This window comes from Ectopseudomonas alcaliphila (assembly GCF_900101755.1).
Lineage (GTDB): Bacteria > Pseudomonadota > Gammaproteobacteria > Pseudomonadales > Pseudomonadaceae > Aquipseudomonas > Aquipseudomonas alcaliphila.
Genome location: NZ_FNAE01000001.1, coordinates 603242 through 622077 on the forward strand (window position 1 = coordinate 603242; position 18836 = coordinate 622077).

Consider the following 18836-nt stretch of genomic DNA (forward strand, 5'->3'; position numbering starts at 1 on the left):
GCCACGGCTGCTGTGAATTGCTCAATTGCCAAAGCGGCAACTGAATCAGTATCAGAATGACCTCTCCAGCCTCGGCAACTGGCTGCCGAAAAACTTGTCGCCATGAAAGCCTAGTGAAAGCTTGCCCTCATAGCATCGACTCAAGGTGGCTCGATCCACCTGCTCAAGCGACCTGGCAGTGGTGCCAGGCCGCGACAAGAACAAAAACGGAGACCACATGATGCTCGCAGCCTCACGCCAGGCCCTGCCGCCTGTCCGCCTGCTCTGCCTAGCCATCGCCGCTACCGGCGCTACCCCCCTCGCCAACGCCGCCTTCATCGAAGACAGCAGCGCCAGCCTCACCGCTACCAACATCTACCTGAACCGCGACTTCCGCCAGTTCGAAGGCCAGAACAAGCGTGAAGAATGGGGCCAGGGCTTTCGCCTCGACCTGCAGTCTGGCTTCACCGAAGGCACCGTCGGTTTCGGTGTCGACGCCATGGGTCTGCTCGGTATCAAGCTCGACTCGGGCAAGGGCCGCACCGGTACCGATCTGCTGCCCGTACACGACGATGGTCGCTCCGCCGACGAATTCAGCCGCCTGGGGCTGACTGCCAAGGTCAAGGTCTCCGCCACCGAACTGCGCTACGGCTCGCACGTGCCCGAGCTGCCGGTGGTCAAGGCCAGCGACAGCCGCCTGCTGCCGCAGGTGTTCGAAGGCGGCCTGCTGACTTCCTCCGAAATGGAAGGCCTGACCTTCACCGGCGGCCGCCTGGACAAGGTCATCGACCGCGCCTCGACCAACTCCGAAGAAATGGTGCTCAACGCCAAGAACCGCCGCTTCGCCTCCGGCGTCGAAGCCGACCACCTCGATCTCGCCGGTGTCGACTACAAGTTCGCCCCCGGCTTCACCGGCCGCTACTACTTTGCCGATCTGGACGACATCTATCGCCAGCACTTCTTCGGCCTGCTGAGCAGCCACAAGGTCGGTGCCGGCACCCTGAGCAGCGACGTGCGTTATATCGTCAGTCGTGACAGCGGCGCATCCAACGCAGGCAAAATCGATAACCAGGCCTTCAACGCCATGGTCAGCTACGGCCTGGGCAGCCACAAGTTCGGCCTGGGCTTTCAGGACATGAGCGGCGACACCGGCTTTGCCTACATCGATGGCAGCGACCCCTTCCTGGTCAACTTCGTGCAGATCAACGACTTCGCCAACGCCGACGAGCGCTCCTGGCAGGCCCGCTACGATTACAACTTCGCCAGCGTCGGTGTTCCCGGCCTGACCTTCATGACCCGCTACATCCGCGGTGACGATGCCCGCATCGCCGGCTCCAACGACCGTGGTGGCGAATGGGAACGCGATATCGAGTTCAAGTACGTGGTGCAGAACGGCCCACTCAAGGACCTCTACGTACGCGTACGCAACGCCAGTTTCCGCTCCGACTTCGCCCGCGACGCGGACGAGAACCGTGTCATCGTCGGCTACACGCTGCCGATCTGGTAAACAACAACAAGACTCGCGAGGAATCACCCATCATGAAATCTGTCCTGACCCGCGCCGCCCTGGCGACTGCCTGCCTGGCCTTTGCCAGCCAACTGCTGGCTGCCGAACCCAAGCGTCCGGAATGCATCGCCCCGGCCAAGCCCGGCGGTGGTTTCGACCTGACCTGCAAACTGGCCCAGAGCGGCCTGAAAGATACCGGCCTGCTCAAGGCGCCGATGCGCGTCACCTACATGCCCGGCGGCGTCGGCGCCGTGGCCTACAACGCCGTGGTCGCCCAGCGCGCCAAGGACCCGGGCACCATCACCGCCTTCTCCTCGGGTTCGCTGCTGAACCTGGCACAGGGCAAGTTCGGTCGTTACGACGAGACTGCCGTGCGCTGGCTGGCCGCCATCGGCACCGATTACGGCGCCATCACCGTGCGGGCTGACGCACCGTGGCAGACGCTCGGCGAGCTGGTCGAGACGCTGAAGAAGGACCCAGCCAGCGTGGTGTTCGGCGCCGGTGCCACCATTGGCGGCCAGGACTGGATGCAGACCGCACTGATCGCCCGCGCCGCTGGCATCGACCCGCAGAACCTGCGCTACGTCGCCTTCGAAGGCGGCGGCGAAACCCTCACCGCCATGCTCGGCGGTCATGTCCAGGTCACCTCCAGCGGCCTCGGCGAGGTCACCCCGCAACTGGCCGCCGGCAAGGTGCGCATCCTCGCCGTGCTGGCCGACGATCGTCTGCCGGGCAAGCTGGCCGATATCCCCACTGCCAAGGAACAGGGTTTCGACATCAGCTGGCCGGTGATCCGCGGCTTCTACATGGGCCCGCAGGTCAGCGACGAGCAGTTCGCCTGGTGGCAGGGTCAGTTCGAGCAAATGCTCGCCCGTGACGACTTCGCCACCCTGCGCGAGCAGCGTGACCTGTTCCCCCTGTCGCTCACCGGCGACGAGCTCAACGCTTTCGTGCTCAAGCAGGTACAGGAATACAAGGCGCTGGCCGGCGAGTTCGGCCTGATCCAGTAACACTCCTGCGTAATCCGCGTTCGGCCGCCACCTGGCGGCCGGCGCTCCCGAGGTAAAACACCATGTACGTTCGCCTGTTCTCTGCGATCTGGCTGCTGCTGTGCGCCTGGCTCGCTGTCCTTGCCTGGGGCTTCCAGGCGCCCTTCGCCTATGACCCGGTCGGCCCGCGCGCCTACCCATTGCTGCTGTTGGCGTTGATGGGCGCGGGTAGCCTGTGGCTGATCATCAAGCCCGGCATGCTCGAACAACGCCTGGACATTCCCGTGGCTATGCGCAGCGCCCTGTGCGTGGTGGTGCTGCTGGCCTATGCGCTGACCTTCGAGCTGCTCGGCTTCGTCATCAGCACCGCTCTGGCCACCTTCGCCCTAGGCCTGCTATTCACCGGCCGCCCGGTTCCTTGCGCGATCAGCGCAGTGCTGATGGGCGTACTGCTGTACAGCCTGTTCGACCTGCTGCTCGACGTGCCCCTGCCGCTCGGCCTGCTAGACGCTTTCGTGGAGAGCTGAAATGGAAACTCTTAACTTCCTCATGCAGGGCTTCGACGTCGCCACCAGGCCGACCAACCTGCTGGTGGCGCTGTTCGGCGCCTTCGTCGGCACCGTGGTCGGCCTGCTGCCGGGCCTCGGCCCGATCAACGGCGTGGCCCTGCTGCTGCCGCTGGCCTTCGCCCTCGGCCTGCCGCCGGAAACCGCACTGATCCTGCTCGCCGCCGTGTACCTGGGCTGCGAGTACGGCGGACGCATCTCCGCCATCCTGCTCAACGTGCCCGGTGACGCCGCCGCGGTAATGACCACCCTCGACGGTTATCCGCTGGCCCGTCAGGGCAAGGCTGGCATCGCCCTGTCGCTGTCGGCGGTGAGCTCGTTCATCGGCAGCATCATCGCCACCTGCGGCGTGGTGCTGTTCGCCCCGCTGCTGGCGAAATGGGCGGTGGCCTTTGGTCCTGCCGAATATTTCGTGCTGATGATCTTCGCCATCGCCTGCCTCGGCGGCATGGTCGGCGACAAGCCGGTCAAGACCCTGATGGCGGCGCTGATCGGCCTGGCCCTGGCCACGGTCGGGGTGGACTCGACCACCGGCGTATATCGCTTCACCTTCGACAGCGTCAGCCTGTCCGACGGCATCCAGTTCGTCATCGTGGTGATCGGCTTCTTCAGCGTCAGCGAGATCCTGCTGATGCTGGAGAAGACCCACGGTGGGCAGCAGGCGGTGAAGGCCAGCGGGCGCCTGCTGTTCAACTTCAAGGAGTTCTGCCTGAGCTTCTGGACCATGATCCGCAGCGCCCTGGCCGGCTTCGTCATCGGCACCCTGCCCGGAGCCGGCGCGACCATCGCCAGCGCCATGACCTACATGACCGAGAAGCGCCTGGCCGGGCCCAACGGCCGTTTCGGCAACGGTGACCTGCGCGGCCTGGCCGCCCCGGAAGCGGCCAACAACGCCTCGGCGTGCGGCTCCTTGATTCCCATGCTAACCCTTGGCGTACCCGGTTCGGGCACCACCGCGGTGATGATCGGCGCGCTGACCCTGTACAACATCACGCCCGGCCCACTGCTGTTCGAACAGCAACCGGACGTGGTCTGGGGCCTGATCGCCTCGCTGTTCATCGGCAACGTCATCCTGCTGGTGATGAACATCCCGCTGGTCGGTCTGTTCTCACGCATGCTCGCCGTGCCCAACTGGGTGCTGGTGCCGGCGATCACCGTGATCAGCATGGTCGGCGTCTACGCGGTGCACAGCACCACCTTCGACCTGGTGCTGATGATCGGCCTTGGCGTGTTCGGCTATATCCTGCGCAAGCTGGACTTCCCGCTGTCGGCGCTGATCCTCGGTTTCGTCCTCGGCGAGTTGATGGAAGACAACCTGCGCCGCGCCCTGTCGATCTCCGCCGGTGAGCTGAGCATTCTCTGGGGCAGCCCGATCACCCTGACGCTGTGGGCGCTGGTAGTCCTGATGCTGGCCCTGCCGGGCATCCGCTGGATGCGTCGGCGCAAGCAGATCAAGGCGCAGGCTGATGCCTCTGCCGCGTGATCTCTGGGTAACGCCGCTGGCCGGGGTGGTCGGCGGCTACCTGGCCAGCCTCGCCGGCTGGCCTTTGCCGTGGATGGTCGGCTCCCTTCTGGCAGTGATCGCCGTACGCTGCCTGGCCAATCGCGCCTTCAGCGAACTGCCGGGCGGACGCAAGGCCGGCCAGTGGCTGGTGGCCAGCGGTATCGGCTTGCACTTCACCAGCGAAGTGCTGGAGCAGGTGCTCAGCCATCTGCCCGTGATCGTGATGGGCGCCTTCGGCACGCTGCTTCTCAGCCTGATCGGCATCGCCATCCTGCGCCGTGCTGGCGTCGACCGCGCCACCGCCTTCTTCGCCAGCATGCCAGGTGGCGCTAGCGAAATGGTCAACCTGGCCCTGCGTCATGATGCTCAAGCGGCGCGAGTAGCGGCGGCGCATAGCCTGCGCCTGTTGCTGGTGGTGCTGCTGATTCCGGCGCTGTTCACCTGGGGCCTGCCCGCCGTCAGCGCGCCAACGCGCGCGCCGGTGGACTGGACCTGGCTGATCGGCCTGCTCGCCGCGGGCGCTGTGCTGGCGATGTTCTGGAGCCGCCTGAAACAACCCAACCCCTGGATGCTCGGCCCGCTGACCGCCTGCGCCGTGGCCAGCGCCAGCTTCGACCTGCATCTGGGCCTGCCGCAAGGCCTCGGCCAGTTTGGCCAGTGGCTGATTGGCTGCGCCCTGGGCTGTCACTTCGACCGCGCCTTCTTCCGCAGCGCGCCGGGCTTCCTCGCTCGCGTCCTGCTGTTCACCCTGCTGGCGATGCTGGCCGCTGCCGGTCTCGGCGAGGTACTCGGCTGGCTGGCCGGAGAAGATCACCTGTCGCTGATGCTGGGCATGATGCCTGGCGGTATCACCGAGCTGTGCCTGACCGCTGAGGCGTTGCAACTGTCGGTGGCTCTCGTCACCGCCCTGCAGGTGCTACGGCTGTTTCTGGTGATGTTCCTCGCCGAACCCTTATTCAAGCTCTGGTGCAAGAGCCACGCTTAGCCCGCTTTGTGCGGGCTTTTTTTTGCACGCCTGGCTGTGTGGCAAGGAAAAAGCTCGCGGCTGAAGCCCCTCCCACAGCCGTAGGGTGCGCCATGCGAACCAGGGCTACCACTGCAACTGCAATTGGCTCTCGAACTCGCGCCGCTGGCCGCTGACTGGATCGACGAAGCGCAGGCCGCGCGCCAGCAGCTTGAGTGGCTTGTTGTAGTCATCCGGCAGGTTGCGCGACTCCAGCAACTGCGGATAGAAATCATCACCGACAATCGGCGCCCCAAGCCCGGCAAGATGCACGCGCAGCTGGTGCTTGCGCCCCGTCACCGGCGACAGGCCGTAGCGCCACAGTTCGCCGCGGCGTTCCAGCACCTCGATCCACGTTTCGCTGTTGGCCTCGCCTGCGACTTCCTGCATGCGAAAGAACGGCTCGCCGTCGACCATGCGCGAACGATGCAGGTAGGGGAACTGCAACTGCGGCAGCGCCGGAGCGATGGCCTCGTAGCGTTTTTCCACTGCACGCTGGCGAAACAACGCCTGGTACTGACCGCGACTGGCCGGATCGACCGAGAACAACACCAGGCCAGCGGTCAGTCGGTCGATACGGTGGATCGGCACCAGGTCGGCATTCCCGGTGCGCCTGATCAGGCGCGCCAGCAGGGTCTGCTCGACGTACTCACCGGCCGGCATTACCGGCAGAAAATGCGGTTTGTCGGCGACCAGCAGGTGCTCGTCCTGCCACAACACCTGCTCCTCGAAAGGAACTGGCGTCTCGTTCGGTACTTCGCGGAAGTAACGCACCTTGAGCCCGACCCGATAGGGATGCGTGGCGTCGATGGACGCGCCAGCCGCGTCCAGCACACGACCACGCGCCATACGCTCCAGCCAGGTAGCGCGGTCGATGGCGGGAAAGTGATCGCACAGGCAGTCGAGCACCGTCGCCCAGTCGCCCTGTGGCAGGTGAAGGGTGCTGGGGCGCATGGCGGGATTGGGCATTGCAGAAGGTGCTCGAGCGGATCCGGACGGGCGAATTAGGCCGCACTCGCGCTACTCAGTCAAAGCAAACGGCTTGAGCGGACGTCCGCCTGTAGCTATGGTGGCCGCTCGTATCTGGAGAGACTCATGTCCATCACCCGCTCCCTGCTTACCAGCGTCGCCCTCCTCCCACTTCTGGCCGCCTGCCAGGTTTACACCGGCAAGCCGGAAGGCCCGCCACCGGCTACCCGCCTGCAGGGGCAGGTACAGGTCGAGGATGGTCAGCTGGTGTTCACCCCTTGCCAGGAGCAGCGCCGCTTCGTGCTGATCGATGGCGACAGTACCGGCATCCAGCGCGAAGTCATGCAGCTCGGCAGCGATGGCCAGACCAGCCTGTTCGCCGATCTGGCCGGTCGCCTGGGCGGCAGCCAGGGCAAGGGCAATGATGGTCGCTTCGAAGTCAGCCAGATCTATCGCCTGCAGGGCGAAGGTCATGGCTGCGACGACCTCAACTTCAAGCGCCTGGCCCTTCGCGCCAGCGGCAATGAGCCGTTCTGGCAGCTGGAAGTCGGCAGCAAGGGCCTGGTACTCAACCGCCCCGGCCAGGAGCCGCTGGCCCTGCCTTATCTGGAAGAACAGTTGCCGGACGGTCGCCTCAACTTCAGCAGCGAGGCCAACGGCCAACGTCTGGATCTGTGGGTCGCACCGCAGCGCTGCGTTGATAGCATGAGCGGCACACTCAACCACCTCAGCGCCGAACTGCGCCTCGACGGACAGGTGCTGCGTGGCTGCGCGCATGTTGGTGCCATGCGTAACTGAACAAGGCGACAGCCTGCTGCCAGGCTGAGCGAGCGCACGGGCAACTGGGGGCTTTGATCCTGTACAATCGCTGCCCTTTTCCACCTTGCCGGATCACCACCGGCCAATCAGGACACCGCCCATGCTTCGCCTGACCGAACTGAAACTGCCCCTCGACCATCCCGATGAGGCCCTGCGCCCGGCCATCGTCCAGCGCCTGGGTATCGACGATGCCGAGCTGCTGACCTTCAGTGTGTTCAAGCGCAGCTACGATGCACGGAAGAAGTTCGGCGACATGCCGTTCATCTACACCCTCGATTGCGAGGTGAAAGACGAAACCGCGCTGCTCGCTCGCCTGAGCGATGACAAACACGTCGGCCCTGCACCGGACATCGCCTACAAGCCAGTCGGCAAGGCTGCGGCGCCGCTTGACGAGCGCCCCATAGTCGTCGGTTTCGGCCCCTGCGGCATCTTCGCCGCGCTGATCCTGGCCCAGGCCGGCCTGCGTCCCATCGTGCTGGAGCGCGGCAAGGAAGTACGCCAGCGCACCAAGGACACCTGGGGCCTGTGGCGCAAGAACGTGCTCGACCCGGAGTCCAACGTGCAGTTCGGCGAGGGCGGCGCCGGCACCTTCTCCGATGGAAAGCTTTACAGCCAGATCAAGGACCCCCACCACCACGGGCGCAAGGTGCTGCAGGAGTTCGTCAAGGCTGGCGCGCCGGAGGAGATCCTGTACGTCAGCAAACCGCATATCGGCACTTTCCGCCTGACCGGCGTGGTCGCCACCATGCGCGAGGAGATCAAGGCGCTCGGCGGTGAAGTGCGCTTCCAGCAGCGCGTCAGCGATCTGCTGATCGACGACGATCAGCTGCAGGGCGTGGTGCTGGAAAGTGGCGAGCAGATCCTTAGTCGTCACGTCGTCCTCGCCCTTGGCCACAGCTCGCGCGATACCTTCCGTATGCTGCACGCCCGTGGCGTGTTTCTCGAGGCCAAGCCGTTCTCGGTGGGCTTTCGTATCGAGCATCCACAGTCGCTGATCGACCGTGCGCGCCTGGGCAAGTACGCCGGCCACCCCAAGCTCGGCGCCGCCGACTACAAGCTGGTACACCACGCCAGCAACGGCCGCTCGGTCTACAGCTTCTGCATGTGCCCAGGCGGCACCGTGGTCGCCGCCACCTCCGAGCCTGAGCGCGTGGTGACCAACGGCATGAGCCAGTATTCGCGCAACGAGCGCAACGCCAACGCCGGCATCGTCGTCGGCATCACTCCCGAGCAGGACTATCCGGGTGGCCCGCTGGCCGGTGTGGAACTGCAGGAGCGTCTTGAGTCGCATGCCTACGTGCTCGGCGGGCGCAACTACGAGGCGCCGGGGCAACTGGTGGGCGACTTCATCAAAGGCGAACCGTCCACCGCCCTGGGCGACGTGCAACCGTCCTACAAGCCGGGCGTGAAGCTGGGTGATCTGGCCCCGTCGCTGCCGGACTTCGCCATCGAAGCCATCCGCGAGGCGCTGCCGGCCTTCGGCAAGCAGATCAAGGGCTTCGACCTGGCCGATGCGGTGCTCACCGGCATCGAGACGCGCACCTCATCGCCGGTACGCATCACCCGTGGCGACAACCTGCAGAGCCTCAACCTCAAGGGGCTGTACCCGGCAGGCGAAGGCGCGGGCTACGCCGGCGGCATTCTTTCGGCCGGAGTCGACGGCATTCGCGTCGCCGAAGCCGTGGCGCGGGATATGCTCGGTTTGCAGCGCTAGGAAGCAATGCCCGGCTGAGGTACAGCTACCGAACCAGGCCTTGCGAAACGAAACAGCAGCGCCAGCGCCGGCAACGCCAGCACCAGCGTGCCTATCCCCACGACCAGCAAGCTACGGTAGGGCATGCTGGCGAAGGCATTGGCCCAGAACAGCGTCCACAGCAGCATGCAGGCACAGGCGCCGATCACACCGCTACGCCTGCTGCGGCAGCTCATCTGCCAGATGGCATTGAACAGGGCCAGCGCACCGAACAGATAAAGAGAGTGATGCAGTTGCAGGCCGTAGCTGATATCGCGGCGAATCCCGCCGACCACCTGCCGATAGGCCTCGAATGCGCTGCGGTAAAGCAGCAATGCCAACAGCATCTGCGACGCCGCGAGCACACCCATGGCGGCCAGCCGCTTGAGCATCAAAGGTTCTCCCGACGCAGGCAGCACAGGGTCGAACGCCGCGAACCATTCGGTCGACGCGCCGGGTCGGCGTAGGTGAGCAACTCGCTGAAACCGGCCTTGCGCATCATCCCGGCCGACGCGGCGTTCTCCTCGTGGCGGTCGATATAGATATCGCTGACGCCCAGCTGCCACAGTTCGGCCACCGCCTCGCGCAGCAGGCGCGCACCGAGCCCACGGCCGACGCAATCACGATGCACCACGGCCTCGCAGATATAGCCATGGCCCTGCCCGGCGCGCTCCGGTGGCTGATGGCGGGCGAAATCCTGGCTCAGGCGGAAACTGACAAAGCCGAGCAAACGGCCCTGCTCCTCGCCCAGCACCGCCAGGGTCGCACCACCTGCAACGGCCTCGAGGTGACGGCGCACATCCGCCTCGGGCAGATGATTCCAGGCATTGGGGCCATGCTCGAGGATCAGCGCACAGAGTGACTCGATGTCCTCGGCAGTAGCCGAACGGGTAGTGATCTCGTTCATTCGCTTCAGTCCAGTACGCCCGCCGGCAGCCGCGGGGTACTGCGCCACTGGCTGAGAATCACCCCGGCGAACACCAGGGCGGCCGCGAACATCTGCTGATCATTGAGACGCTCGCCCAGCAGCACGGCAGCGAACACCAGGGTGAACAGCGGAATCAGGTTGGTGAAGGCCGTCGCCTGGCTGGCCGGCAAACGACTCACGCCGAAATTGAACAAGCCATAGGCGCCGACCGTCACCACCACGCCGAGATAGGCCACTGCCGCCAGCCCCTGCGTGCTGAAGCTGCTCGGCCAGTCGACCTGCCAGGCCGCCAGCGGCACGAAGAACAGCGAACCGACCAGTGCCTGCAGAGCGGTCAGGATAAAGGGCGAATAGCGCCCGGTCAGGTGCTTGAGCAGCAGGGTGTAGGCGGTGGCGCAGAGAATCGCCAGCAGCTCAAAGAAGTTACCCAGCAAAGGATTGGGCGCATGCTCATCGGCGCTGCCGGCCAGGCTCAGCCACAACGCGCCGCTCAGGGCCAGGGCAAAGCCGACCAGGGTGGTACGACTGATACGCTCATGGAGAAACAGGTAGGCGCCGAAGGCCACCAGCAGCGGCAGCAGAGCCGTGATCATGCCGGCCTGCGAGGCGCTGGTGTGCTGCAGGGCGAGCGCCTCGAAGATGAAGTACAGGCAGGGCTCGCAGGCCGTCAGCGCCAGCAGGTACTTCCAGTCGCCCGGGCGGTAATCGATACGCCCACGCCAGCGCCAGGCGGCGAGAAACACCAGTGCGCCGAGCAGCATGCGCCCGGCGATCACCCAGAGCGCCGGCAGCTCGGCAAATGCCAGTTTGAGCGCGATGAAGGAACTCCCCCACAGCGCCATCGCCAGTACCAGCGCGGCCATCGCCAGCGCCCTGCCTCCAGTCTGCATCGCCTGCTCCCTGTCGAAAGGCGATCAGTGTAGGAGCAATGCCCGGCGCGCAACAGCTACAGTCAGACGCGAGAAACGCCTGGCAGTGAACAAGGCTCAGTGATCGTCGTCCCAGGGCTGACCGTGCGTGCGCTCGGTCAACTCGACCTTCTGCTGCATCGCAGCCTTGGACAGGATATGTGCGCTGACCGGCGCCGTCAGGAACAGGAACAGGGTGATCAGCAGCTCGTGCAGGCTCAGGCTGCCGGTGTGGTGAGCGAAGAACAGCATCGAGGCGATCAGCGTACCGCCAACGCCCAAGGTCGTGGCCTTGGTCGGCCCGTGCAGGCGAGTGAAGAAATCCGGCAGGCGATACAGACCGATGGCACCCACCAGGGCGAACAGGCTGCCGAGAAGCAGGCAGGCGCAAATCAACAGTTCCAGCCAGAACGGCATGGGCATTCTCCCTTAATCGATGATGTCGCCGTGCAGCAGGTGCTTACCCACTGCGACCGTGCCGACGAAACCCATCACCGCGATCAGCAGTGCAGCTTCGAAGAACAGATCCGAGGCCAACCAGATACCGAACAGCACGATCAGCGCCAACGCGTTGATGTACAGGGTATCCAGTGCCAGGACGCGGTCGACCACGTTCGGCCCTTCGACCAGACGCGCGACATTGAGCAGCATGGCCAGCGTGAGGATGCCCATGCACAGAAAGACTACGTTTTCGAGCATTCGAATATCTCCAGCAGGGGCGCTTCGTAACGACTTTTCACCGCCGCGACCAGCTCGTCGCGATCCGGCACATCGAGCCCGTGCACCAGCAGCGTCTTGTGATCGGAACTGATGTTCGCCGACACCGTACCCGGGGTCAGCGAAATGATGCAGGCCAGGGCGGACAACACGAACTCGTTGTCGATCTCCACCGGCACCTCGACGAACGCCGGCTGCAGGCGGGATTTCGGCCCCAGCACCAACCGCACCACCTGGAGGTTGGCCACCACGATGTCGTAGAACACCTTGCCAGTGAACAGCACCAGCCCCAGCGGCTTGCGCACGCGCGGCACATGCAGCAGGAAGTCGCTGCACAGATGAACGATGGCCCAGCCGAGGAACAGCCCGAGCAGGACATGACCGAGGTTCAGGGTGTTGACCAGCAGCAGCCAGAGCACCGCCAGCACCAGCATCATCCGCGGGTGTGGGAACAAACGCCTCATGCCGCACCTCCGGCGATGATCGACAGATAGGGTTGCAGATCGAGCAACTGCGCCGCGGCGGCCTCAAAGTAGGCCAGTATCGGCGCGGCAGCGATCAGCAGCAGCGGGCTGGCCAGCAACAGGCCCAGCGCAGCCAGGAGGCTTACACGGTCAGCCGGTGCGGCGGTCGAAGGCGCTGCATCCGCCTGCTGGCCCAGCCAGAACAGACTGGTACCGGCGCGGCTCAACGCCACCAGGGTCAGCAGACCGCCAATCAGAACCACCGGCCACAGGCTCCAGGCCTGCCAACCAGGCTCCGCCGCTCGCAGCAGCAACATCTTGCCGAGGAAACCGGAGAACGGCGGCAAACCGGCCACGGAAATGGAGGCGAAGAAGAACATGCAGCCAAGCACCAGCGGCTGACGCAGCACGCGCTCCTGCTGCAGATCGCCACCGGCGCTGTCACGCTGAGCGACCACCAGACCCGCCAACAGGAACAACGCGGCACTGATCAGCGTGCTGTGCACCATGTAATAAAGCGCGGCACTCAACGCCGCTACGTTACCGATGGCGAAGCCGGCCATCAGCGTGCCAACCGAAACCACCACCAGATAAGCCAGCAGTGCCTGCAGCTGTCGCGCGCCCAGGGCGCCAATCACCCCGAAGGCAATGGTCGGCAGCGCCAGCCACCAGAGCAGTTCATGGCCGAGATTGGCCAGCGGCCCGGCCTCTTCGCCGAACACCAGGGTAAACACGCGGACGATGGCGTAGAAGCCCACCTTGGTCATGATCGCGAACAGCGCGGCCACCGAGGCCGGCGCAGCGGCATAGGCGCGCGGCAACCAGAAGCACAGCGGCAGCACGGCAGCCTTGAGGCCGAAGACGATCAGCAGCAGGTAGGCAGCAGCCTTGATCAGCGGCGCGTCGGCAACGTCGGCGCTGGCCACACGGGCCGCCAGGTCCGGCATGTTCAAGGTGCCGGTCAGGCCATACAGCAGACTGACACCGATCAGGAAGAACGACGAGCCCAGCAGGTTGAGCACCACGTAATGCACGCCGGCCCTGACCTGATTGGCGCGGTTGCCGTGCAGCAGCAGTGCATAAGAGGAGATCAGCAGGATCTCGAAGAACACGAACAGGTTGAACAGATCGGCGGTCAGGAATGCACCGTTGATGCCCAGCAACTGAAACTGGAACAGCGCATGGAAGTGCGGCCCACGCTCATCGTCGCCACGGCAGGCGTAGATCAGGGCGAAGCAGGCGAGCAGCGAGGTGAGCAACAGCAGCGCAGCGCTGAAGCGGTCGAGCAGCAGCATGATGCCGAACGGCGCAACCCAGTTACCCAGCGCATAGACCTGCAGCTGCCCCGCACCGGCCAACAGCACCAGATACAGGCACACCGGCAGCAGCACCAGGCAGCCGACCAGGGAAATACCCCGCTTCACCTCACGCGACCAGCCGTGGCCGATCAGCAACAATGCGCCGAAGAACATCGGCAGCAGAACGGGGAGGATGATGGCGTGACTCATGCGCGCGGCTCCTCGCCATCGACGTGATCGGTTTTCAGCTCACCCATGCCACGCAGGGCCAGTACGACGACGAACGCGGTCATGGCGAAGCCAATAACGATGGCGGTGAGCACCAGCGCCTGCGGCAGCGGGTCACCATACTCGGCGCTCTTGCCGATCACCGCCGGCACACCCGTGCCGAGCCGGCCCGTGGCGAAGATGAACAGATTGACCGCATAAGAGATCAGGGTCAGCCCCATCACCACAGGGAAGATGCGCGCCCGCAGCAGCAGGTAGACGCCGCTGGCAGTCAGCACCCCGAGGGTGATTGCGAATACTGCCTCCATATCAGATGACCTCCTTGCACGACTCGTCCTGACTGACATGGCCGATATTGGAAAGAATCAGCAGGGTGGCGCCGACAACGGCCAGATACACCCCGAGATCGAAGAGGATCGCGGTCGCCAGTTCGATTTCGCCGATCAGCGGAATATGGAAATGGCCGAACGCCGAAGTCAGGAACGGCGAGCCAAAGAGCAAGCTGCCCAGACCGGTCAAGCCGGCGATCAGCACACCCCAACCGGCGGTGGCGTGATAGCTGAATTTCAGGCGCTCCTGGGTCCAGATCACACCGTGCGAGATGTACTGCAGAATCAACGCCACCGCAGTGATCAGGCCGGCGATGAAACCGCCACCCGGCAGGTTGTGCCCACGCAGGAAGATGAATGCCGAAATCAGCAGCGCCATCGGCAGCATGGCGCGCGCCAGGTTGTCGAGGATCATCGGATGCGCATCGGTCGACCACCGGCGCCCGTTCTTGTCGTGGGTCGGATGCGGCAGGTGCAGGCCATGCAGCAGCGCGTAGATACCGATGGCGGCAATCGCCAGCACGGTGATCTCACCCAGGGTATCGAAGCCGCGGAAGTCCACCAGGATCACGTTGACCACATTGGTACCGCCGCCCCCGGACACACTGTTCTCGAGGAAGAACGAGGAGATGCTCTGGTAAGGACGGGTCAGCACGGCGTAGGTCAGCATCGCCACCATGGTGCCGCTGCCCAGCGCCAGGACCAGGTCTCGCAGGCCGCGCAGGCTGCTGGACTCCGCCGGGGTGCGGTCGGTCATGAAGTACAGGGTGAGCATCAGCAGGATGATGGTCACCACTTCCACCGACAGCTGGGTCAGCGCCAGATCCGGGGCGGAGAAGCGGGCGAAGGCCAGCGCCACCATCAGACCCGCGGCGCTGAGAATGATCAGTGCCACCAGGCGACGACGGTGGAAAACCACGGTGAGCACCGCAGTCACCATCAGGATCAGCATGCCGGTAACGGTCAGCGGATCGATGGGCGTCATCGGCACGCTGCCGGCCAACTGCTCGAGAGGCGACAACGCGATCACCACCAGGGTCAGGGCACTGCCGATCATCCAGGCCAGGTAGCGTTGCAGCGAACCGCACTCCAGAAACGCGGTGATACGCACGGACAGGCGCGTCATGTAGCGCACCATCTGATCGAAGGTGTCCTTGGCATCCAGGGCCGGCAAACCTTCGTACCAGTGGAACAGCGGCTTGCGGCAGGCGTAGACGATGATCCCGCCGAACAGGGCGATGAAGCTCATCAGCAACGGCAGGTTGAAGCCGTGCCACACCGCCAGGCTGTACTCGGGCAGCTCGCCACCCAGGGTCGAAGTGGCAGCGGCGGCCAGCAGCGGCGCCACCGTGTAAGCCGGCACCACGCCCACCAGCAGGCAGAGGAACACCAGCACCTCGACCGGCACCTTCATGTAGCGCGGCGGCTCATGCGGTGGATACTTGGGCAGGTTGATCGGCTCGCCATTGAAGAACACGTCGTGAATGAAGCGCAGCGAGTAGGCAACCGAGAACACGCCGGCCAGGGTCGCGGCAGCCGGAATCACCCAGTTGAAACCGCCCAGCAGGTGCTGGTGCAGGGTTTCGGTGAAGAACATTTCCTTGCTCAAAAAGCCATTGAGCAGCGGCACGCCGGCCATCGCCGAGGCCGCCACCATCGCCAGCACCGCCGTATGCGGCATGTACTTCCACAAGCCGTTTATTCGCCGCATGTCGCGGCTACCGGTTTCGTGATCGATGATGCCCGCGGCCATGAACAGCGAGGCCTTGAAGGTGGCATGGTTGATGATGTGGAACACCGCCGCGACAGCCGCTAGCTGGGTATCCAGGCCGAACAGCAGGGTAATCAGGCCGAGGTGGCTGATGGTCGAATACGCCAACAGGCCCTTCAGGTCATGCTGGAACAGCGCCATGCCGGCGCCCACCAGCAGGGTGGCCAGGCCGGTCAGGCTGACCATGTAGAACCACCATTCGGAACCAGCCAGCGCCGGATACAGACGCGCCAGCAGGAAGACCCCCGCTTTGACCATGGTCGCCGAGTGCAGATAGGCCGACACCGGCGTCGGCGCCGCCATCGCGTGCGGCAGCCAGAAATGGAAAGGGAATTGCGCCGACTTGGTGAACACGCCCAACAGCACCAGCACCAGCGCCAGCGGATACAGCTCATGCGCGCGAATCGCGTAGCCGGCTGCCAACACCTGAGACAGCTCGAAGCTGCCGGCGATGTGGCCGATCAGCAGGATCCCGGCCAGCAGCGCCAGACCACCGCCACCGGTGATCGCCAGCGCCATGCGGGCGCCCTTGCGGGCATCGGAACGCGAACCCCAGAAGCCGATCAGCAGGAACGACGACAGGCTGGTCAGCTCCCAGAACATCAGCATCAGCAGCAAGTTTTCCGACAGCACCACGCCAAGCATGGCGCCCATGAATAGCAGCAGGAAGGCGAAGAAACGCCCCATCGGCTCGGTCTTGGCCAGGTAGTAGCGGGCGTAGAGGATCACCAACAGGCCGATGCCGAGAATCAGCAGGGCAAACAGAAAGCCCAGACCATCGAGGCGCAGGCTGAGATTCAAGCCCAGGTGCGGCAGCCACTCCAGTTTGACCCGCAACACCTCACCTGCGAACACCGCTGGCTGGTAACTGAACAGCAGCACCAGCGCCACGATGGGCGCTATAGCCGCAGCTGCGGCACAGGCCGAGCGTCCGAGCCGATCGGCAAGCACCGGCAGAAACAACCCAAGAAATGGCAAGGCGACAATCAGCGCAAGCGCCATCGGAAAACCCCTTAAGCAGGCACGCCGGGTCAGCTGACCCAACGACGAGAATTGGAGTCGCAACTCCCTGACGGTGATATTTCATGCACCACAACGGTTCAGCTAAGTCGTTGTCGGCACAAGCATAACGGCCGATTATCCATAACTATCAAGGCAACGTCATGCATTGAATTATCATTAAACACACTTGGTTACATGCATGTTGACGCAGGTGATATTAACCGCCGCCCAGCATTCCAGCGAGGCCAGGAAGAAATTGCCGGGAGCGGTTTTTCACGTTGCCTGACGACAACCCAGGAGGTGGCGGCCATGGACGGCACGCCACAAAAAAGCCGGAGCAGCCAAGGCTGCTCCGGCTCGTGTGCAACGATCAGTGAGAGACGCGACTGGTACCGTTGACAGTCATGATGCGCACGCGCTCGCCGACACGGAACACCTGGTTCGGCTCGACTTCCTGAACGTAGGCACGCATGGTGCCGTCGTCCTCACGCACGGTGATTTCCACGCCCTGGGTGCGGGTCAGGCCTTCTTCGGCTGCGGCGCCGAGCAGGCCACCGGCAACGGCGCCGACCACGGCCATGACCGCACTACCACGCCCGCCACCAAGGCCACTGCCACCAACGCCACCGATCACGGCACCGGCACCAGCGCCGATTGGCGTCTTGGTACCTTCGATCTTCACCGGACGCAGCGACTCGATGGTCCCCATGCGTACCGTTTGCACCGCTCGGGCCTCATCGCGGCTGTAGGTATCGCCGGTCAGGCTGGACTGACAGCCCCCGAGGGCCAGCATCGCGGCCAGCGAGGTAATGAGCAGAGTGGGTTTACGCATAGCAATTCCTCCAGAGGTATCTCAATCCATTAGACGCCGGGCGAGCGTAACTGTCACGACGAAGCCTGAACAATAGTTATTTCAGACAGACCAAGTTCAGCCAGGTTCGCCCTATCGGGCCCGGGCGAGGCGCCAGAGCCGGGCGATATCCGTGGTACGCGCCTGCAATTCACCCGCCGCGCCGGCCATCGCCTGCTCCAGTGACAGCGGGCCCGGCGCCAGGCTGAATGCGGCCTCGATACCAGCCTCGTACAGCGCCTGATAGTTATCGCCCAGACTACCGGACAGCGCGATAACCGGCACGCCGGCAGCACGCGCCACGCGCGCTACGCCGACCGGTGTCTTGCCGTGCAGGGTCTGGGCATCCATACGCCCTTCCCCGGTAATCACCAGATCCGCGTTCGCCACTGCGGCGGCGAGGCCGGACAGTTCGGCCACCAGTGCGATGCCGGGACGGAAACTCGCCTTGAGGAAGGCACGGGCAGCGAACCCCAGACCACCAGCGGCGCCGACACCTGGAAACCCGGCGTGATCCTCGCCCAGCGTTGCCGCTACGATACGGGCGAAGTGACCGAGTGCCGTATCCAGCTCCGCGACATGTTCAGGCGTCGCCCCCTTCTGCGGACCGAACACCGCGGATGCGCCACGTGGCCCGCACAAGGGATTGTCGACATCAGCGGCGACCTCGATCTGCACCTTGAGCAGACGCGAATCCAGCCCGCTCAGGTCAAGCTGGTCGAGACCGGCCAACGCCGCGCCGCCCGGCGCCAGCTCATGCCCCTCGGCATCGAGAAAACGCCCCCCCAGCGCCTGTAACAGGCCGACACCGGCGTCATTGGTGGCACTGCCGCCCAATCCCAGAATGATTCGCGTAGCCCCGGCATCCAGCGCCTCACGGATCAGCTCGCCAGTGCCGAAGCTGCTGGCCAGACGGGCATCGCGCTGTTCACGCGGCACCCAGTGCAGACCACTGGCAGCCGCCATTTCGATGACCGCCGTGCCCTGCCCCAGCCAGCCCCAATGCGCCTTGACCGGCGCCCCCATGGGGCCACGCACCTCACGCTCACGACGCTCACCGCCAACGGCGGCCAGCAACGCATCGACCGTGCCCTCGCCGCCATCGGCCATTGGCCGCAGCAAACACTCGGCTTCGGGAAACACCTGCTGCCAACCGCGGGCGATGGCAGCGGCCACATCGGGCGCGCTGAGGCTCTCCTTGAAGGAGTCGGGAGCGATGACGATTTTCATGATAGGCACCTCGAAAGGAGGCAGGCGACCGCAGCCGCCTGCC

19 protein-coding genes are annotated in these 18836 nt (G+C 64.6%); 7 read left to right on the top strand and 12 right to left on the bottom strand.

From position 1 onward, the window contains the following. The first annotated feature begins 220 nt into the window (after nt 1-220). The 5 genes from BLR77_RS02885 (at nt 221) to BLR77_RS02905 (ending at nt 5530) form a co-directional block, all read left to right on the top strand. Nucleotides 221-1486, top strand: a complete 1266-nt coding sequence (locus BLR77_RS02885) for an OprD family porin (protein ID WP_074676744.1) — start codon at nt 221-223, stop codon at nt 1484-1486. A gap of 32 nt (nt 1487-1518) precedes the next feature. Further along, nucleotides 1519-2496 carry a Bug family tripartite tricarboxylate transporter substrate binding protein gene (locus BLR77_RS02890; RefSeq protein ID WP_074675381.1) on the top strand — a complete coding sequence of 326 codons (978 nt, stop codon included), beginning with the start codon at nt 1519-1521 and terminating at the stop codon, nt 2494-2496. Between the two features lie 62 nt (nt 2497-2558). Continuing rightward, nucleotides 2559-3002 carry a tripartite tricarboxylate transporter TctB family protein gene (locus BLR77_RS02895; protein WP_074675382.1) on the top strand — a complete coding sequence of 148 codons (444 nt, stop codon included), beginning with the start codon at nt 2559-2561 and terminating at the stop codon, nt 3000-3002. 1 nt (nt 3003) lies between these two features. Further along, the gene (locus BLR77_RS02900; protein WP_074675383.1) at nt 3004-4524 is read left to right on the top strand and encodes a tripartite tricarboxylate transporter permease; all 1521 of its coding nucleotides are present in this window, start codon (nt 3004-3006) and stop codon (nt 4522-4524) included. Beyond that, nucleotides 4508-5530: an AbrB family transcriptional regulator gene (locus BLR77_RS02905; protein ID WP_074675384.1), complete on the top strand. Its 1023-nt coding sequence runs from the start codon at nt 4508-4510 to the stop codon at nt 5528-5530. Before BLR77_RS02900 ends, BLR77_RS02905 begins: the two co-directional genes overlap by 17 nt. Before the next feature lie 105 nt (nt 5531-5635). Here the strand turns inward: BLR77_RS02905 and BLR77_RS02910 are convergent, their stop codons facing one another. Continuing rightward, the gene (locus BLR77_RS02910; protein ID WP_074675385.1) at nt 5636-6517 is read right to left on the bottom strand and encodes an RluA family pseudouridine synthase; all 882 of its coding nucleotides are present in this window, start codon (nt 6515-6517) and stop codon (nt 5636-5638) included. A gap of 126 nt (nt 6518-6643) precedes the next feature. Here BLR77_RS02910 and BLR77_RS02915 point away from each other — a divergent pair, with 126 nt between their 5' ends. Both BLR77_RS02915 and BLR77_RS02920 read left to right on the top strand, forming a co-directional pair. Beyond that, a complete protein-coding gene (locus BLR77_RS02915) occupies nt 6644-7315 on the top strand; it encodes a COG3650 family protein (RefSeq protein WP_074675386.1) in 672 nt (223 codons plus the stop codon). A 121-nt stretch (nt 7316-7436) separates the two neighbouring features. Beyond that, nucleotides 7437-9050, top strand: a complete 1614-nt coding sequence (locus BLR77_RS02920) for an NAD(P)/FAD-dependent oxidoreductase (RefSeq protein ID WP_074675387.1) — start codon at nt 7437-7439, stop codon at nt 9048-9050. Here the strand turns inward: BLR77_RS02920 and BLR77_RS02925 are convergent. The 11 genes from BLR77_RS02925 to BLR77_RS02975 all read right to left on the bottom strand — a co-directional run bounded on the left by BLR77_RS02925 (nt 9047) and on the right by BLR77_RS02975 (nt 18793). Next, nucleotides 9047-9460: a hypothetical protein gene (locus BLR77_RS02925; RefSeq protein WP_074675388.1), complete on the bottom strand. Its 414-nt coding sequence runs from the start codon at nt 9458-9460 to the stop codon at nt 9047-9049. The two genes, BLR77_RS02920 and BLR77_RS02925, sit on opposite strands and share 4 nt — an antisense overlap. Continuing rightward, the gene (locus BLR77_RS02930; RefSeq protein ID WP_074675389.1) at nt 9460-9975 is read right to left on the bottom strand and encodes a GNAT family N-acetyltransferase; all 516 of its coding nucleotides are present in this window, start codon (nt 9973-9975) and stop codon (nt 9460-9462) included. The genes BLR77_RS02925 and BLR77_RS02930 overlap by 1 nt, the downstream gene beginning before the upstream one ends. Nucleotides 9976-9980: 5 nt before the next feature. Continuing rightward, nucleotides 9981-10886, bottom strand: coding sequence for a DMT family transporter (locus BLR77_RS02935; RefSeq protein WP_074675390.1), 906 nt, complete (start codon nt 10884-10886; stop codon nt 9981-9983). Nucleotides 10887-10982: 96 nt separating this feature from the next. Continuing rightward, nucleotides 10983-11321, bottom strand: a complete 339-nt coding sequence (locus tag BLR77_RS02940; RefSeq protein ID WP_074675391.1) for a Na+/H+ antiporter subunit G — start codon at nt 11319-11321, stop codon at nt 10983-10985. Nucleotides 11322-11333: 12 nt separating this feature from the next. Continuing rightward, nucleotides 11334-11603: a K+/H+ antiporter subunit F gene (locus tag BLR77_RS02945; RefSeq protein WP_004423843.1), complete on the bottom strand. Its 270-nt coding sequence runs from the start codon at nt 11601-11603 to the stop codon at nt 11334-11336. Further along, nucleotides 11588-12085 carry a Na+/H+ antiporter subunit E gene (locus BLR77_RS02950; protein WP_074675392.1) on the bottom strand — a complete coding sequence of 166 codons (498 nt, stop codon included), beginning with the start codon at nt 12083-12085 and terminating at the stop codon, nt 11588-11590. Before BLR77_RS02950 ends, BLR77_RS02945 begins: the two co-directional genes overlap by 16 nt. Beyond that, nucleotides 12082-13593, bottom strand: a complete 1512-nt coding sequence (locus BLR77_RS02955) for a monovalent cation/H+ antiporter subunit D (protein WP_074675393.1) — start codon at nt 13591-13593, stop codon at nt 12082-12084. Before BLR77_RS02955 ends, BLR77_RS02950 begins: the two co-directional genes overlap by 4 nt. Beyond that, complete coding sequence (locus tag BLR77_RS02960) at nt 13590-13919, bottom strand: Na+/H+ antiporter subunit C (protein WP_074675394.1); 330 nt, start codon at nt 13917-13919, stop codon at nt 13590-13592. Before BLR77_RS02960 ends, BLR77_RS02955 begins: the two co-directional genes overlap by 4 nt. A 1-nt stretch (nt 13920) precedes the next feature. Then, entirely contained in the window at nt 13921-16713 is a 2793-nt protein-coding gene (locus tag BLR77_RS02965) for a monovalent cation/H+ antiporter subunit A (protein ID WP_074675395.1), read from the bottom strand. 370 nt (nt 16714-17083) lie between these two features. Further along, on the bottom strand, nt 17084-17545 hold the full coding sequence (locus BLR77_RS02970; protein WP_074675396.1) for an outer membrane lipoprotein: 462 nt from the start codon (nt 17543-17545) through the stop codon (nt 17084-17086). 111 nt (nt 17546-17656) lie between these two features. Next, the gene (locus BLR77_RS02975) at nt 17657-18793 is read right to left on the bottom strand and encodes a glycerate kinase (RefSeq protein ID WP_074675397.1); all 1137 of its coding nucleotides are present in this window, start codon (nt 18791-18793) and stop codon (nt 17657-17659) included. Between the last annotated feature and the right edge of the window lie 43 nt (nt 18794-18836).